This window comes from Candidatus Frankia nodulisporulans, assembly GCF_902806475.1.
Taxonomy (GTDB): domain Bacteria; phylum Actinomycetota; class Actinomycetes; order Frankiales; family Frankiaceae; genus Frankia; species Frankia umida.
On record NZ_CADCWS010000385.1, the window covers coordinates 1 to 2,761 of the forward strand.

A 2,761-nucleotide genomic window follows, 5' to 3' on the forward strand; every position below is an offset into this window, starting at 1 on the left:
GACCGGCACGCACGGTGAGAGGAGGTCGGCCCCGCACGGGAGCATGCTGGAGGCCCTGGGACTCGCCGCGGCGGGGCCGACCCGACACGGCGAGCTTGGCCGGCTCATCCTGCCCGGACATTCGGTGTTCGGCACCCCCGCCCGGACGGTGCACGGTGGTGTGCTGCTGTGCCTGTCCGACCTGGTGACCGACGCTCTCGCCGGCCCGGACGGCCCCGAACGCACCACCGGCATCCGGATCACGCACCTGCGACCCGCGCAGGCGTCGCAGCCGGTGACGGCCACGGCCGAGGCGATCCACCGTGACCGGGTGTCGACGCTGTACCGGGTGTCGACGGCAGGACCGTCCGACCGCCCGCACACCCTGGCCACCATCACCCGTGAACCCGCCCGCCCCCGCGGGCTCTAGCTCACCTGGCGTGGATCCCCGACGATCCTTCCGTGGTCGCTCAGCCCGGCTCCACACCGCGCCCAGCGACCACGGATCCCACCCTGACCGTGCAGGTCTACGCGGGGATCGCGGCGCGGATCGTCTCGCGCAGCGAACCGAGGGTGGCGGCCAGGGCCGTCGGCTCGTGCCCGCAGTGGGCCATGCAGTTGGCGCACCGCGGGTCCTTGCCGCGGCCGTACCGGTCCCAGTCGGTGGTCTCGAGGAGTTCCTTGTACGTCTTCGCGTACCCGTCGCTCATCAGGTAACAGGGCCGCTGCCAGCCGTACAGCGAGTAGGACGGGATTCCCCACGCGGTGCACCCGAAATCCACCTTGCCCTCGAGGAAGTCGAGGTAGAGCGGCGAGTGGTTGAGCCGCCACTTCTTGCGGCGACCTTCCGCGAAGGCCTTCCGGAAAAGCTCCTTCGTCTCCTCGACGCCGAGGAAGTTCTCCTGGTCCGGCGCCTTCTCGTAGGCGTAGGCCGGGGAGAGCATCATCCCGTCGACGTTGATCTCGTTGTTGAGGAAGTCGAGCACCTCGATGACGTTCTGCGGGGAGTCGGTGTTGAAGAACGTCGAGTTCGTGGTGACCCGGAAACCGCGCCGCTGGGCATCCTTGATGTTGTCGATGACCTGGGCGAACACGCCCTTGCGGGCGACGATCTCGTCGTGGCGGTCCTCGAGCCCGTCGATGTGCACCGCCAGCGACAGGTACGGTGACGGCGTCAACTTGTCGATCTTACGCGGCAGCAGCAGCGCGTTCGTGCACAGGTAGACGAACTTCTTGCGCTTGACCAGGCCTTCGACGATCTGCTCGACCTGCGGGTGCATGAGCGGTTCGCCGCCGGCGAGGCACACCACGGGCGCTCCGCACTCGTCGGCCGCGGCCAGCGCCTGTTCGACCGGCATGCGCTGCTTGAGCACGTCCACCGGGTGCTGGATCTTCCCGCAGCCCTCACAGGACAGGTTGCAGGCGAACAGCGGTTCCAGTTCGAGCGTGATCGGGAACTTCTCGCGGCGCAGGATCTTCTGCTTCGCCAGATAAGCGCCGACCCGAATCGCCTGACGCGGTGGAATAGCCATTGTCACCCTCCTGGTGATGATGATGTGGATTCGCCGGGTGGGTGGGATGGTGCCCTGCTGCCGCCAGTGTAAGTACGGTGATGGCCGAATCCAGACCCCCGGGCCGGTGAGAGATACTTAACCGGCACCCGCCTGTTTTCCTGGCACAGATACGTTCCCCGGCGTCATTCACGCAGGTCGCGCGGCATCATCGTCGACATTCACGATCGACGCGCGCCCGGCGGCACCGGCCTGGCGGCCAAAGCCCGCGCCTGGCGTTTTCCCGGCTCTCCCGCACGCCTTCCCCCGCGTGTGGAGAGGGGAGTTCGCAGCTCGTCGAGGGCCTGCCGGCCCACCCGCACCGCGACGACCGCCCCGTTACCACCCCGACCATCGGCCCCGCGGTCGACCCGACGAACGGCCCCGCACAATGGCCCGATCGGGATAGCCTCCGGTGGCATGACCGCCGACGCTCGACTCGTGCTCGCCTCCGCGTCACCGCGGCGCCGGGAGCTACTGGCCCGGCTCGGCGTGCCCTTCGAGGTGGTCGTCAGCGGCGTGGACGAGTCGTCCACCGTCGCCACCGACGCGCCCGGTCTCACCGCCGAACTGGCCGAACGCAAGGCCCGCGCCGTCGCCGCGCTACGCCCCGACCGGATCATCCTCGGCAGCGACACCGTCATCGACCTGGACGGCCGCGTCCTCGGCAAGCCCGAGTCCCCCGACCACGCCCTAGCTATGCTGCGTGACCTGGGCGGACGTACCCACCGCGTAGTCACCGCCGTCTTCGTCCTGCACGCGGCGACCGACATGTCCCACGCCGGGGTCGCCACCACCATGGTCACCATGCGTGACGTCAGCGACGCCGAACTCACCGCCTACATCGCCACCGGCGAGCCGATGGACGCCGCCGGCGCCTACACCATCCAGGGCGGCGGCGCCGCGTTCGTCATCGGTGTCGAGGGCGACCTCGACACCGTCATCGGTCTCCCGACCGCCCTCGTACGCACCCTGCTCGCCGCCACCACCGATCACCGGCGCTGAGCCCCGGGGCACCCGGGGCACGCTGCCGGACCGGGCCAGGCCGGGTCTGTGTACAGCGATCAACGAAGAATACCGGTCATTGATTTCGACCATCCCGGAACGACGATATTTCCGACTGAACGCGGTCGGACCGGACACCGCCGAACGTGAGCGCGAATGGCCCGGTCGGGCTATGTCGAACGTGTTGCATCCAAGGCATAGGTCACGAGCACAAAGCTAGCGTCTCG

The 2,761-nt window shown here is 68.7% G+C and carries 3 protein-coding genes; 2 read left to right on the forward strand and 1 reads right to left on the reverse strand.

Annotated features, from left to right (window positions below):
• On the forward strand, positions 1–409 hold a 409-nt coding region (locus G6R24_RS20010), incomplete at its 5' end, for a PaaI family thioesterase (protein ID WP_420840678.1).
• A gap of 97 nt (positions 410–506) precedes the next feature.
• Here the strand turns inward: G6R24_RS20010 and hpnH are convergent.
• The gene (gene hpnH / locus G6R24_RS20015) at positions 507–1,511 is read right to left on the reverse strand and encodes an adenosyl-hopene transferase HpnH (RefSeq protein ID WP_163550697.1); all 1,005 of its coding nucleotides are present in this window, start codon (positions 1,509–1,511) and stop codon (positions 507–509) included.
• 438 nt (positions 1,512–1,949) lie between these two features.
• On the opposite strand from hpnH, the gene G6R24_RS20020 reads away from it, so the two are divergent.
• Positions 1,950–2,534: a Maf family protein gene (locus G6R24_RS20020; protein ID WP_163550698.1), complete on the forward strand. Its 585-nt coding sequence runs from the start codon at positions 1,950–1,952 to the stop codon at positions 2,532–2,534.
• Positions 2,535–2,761 lie beyond the last annotated feature (227 nt).

Coding starts and splice junctions, on each gene's coding strand:
- hpnH (WP_163550697.1), bottom strand. CDS start 1,511: ATGGCTATTCCACCGCGTCAGGCGATTCGGGTCGGCGCTTATCTGGCG.
- G6R24_RS20020 (WP_163550698.1), top strand. CDS start 1,950: ATGACCGCCGACGCTCGACTCGTGCTCGCCTCCGCGTCACCGCGGCGC.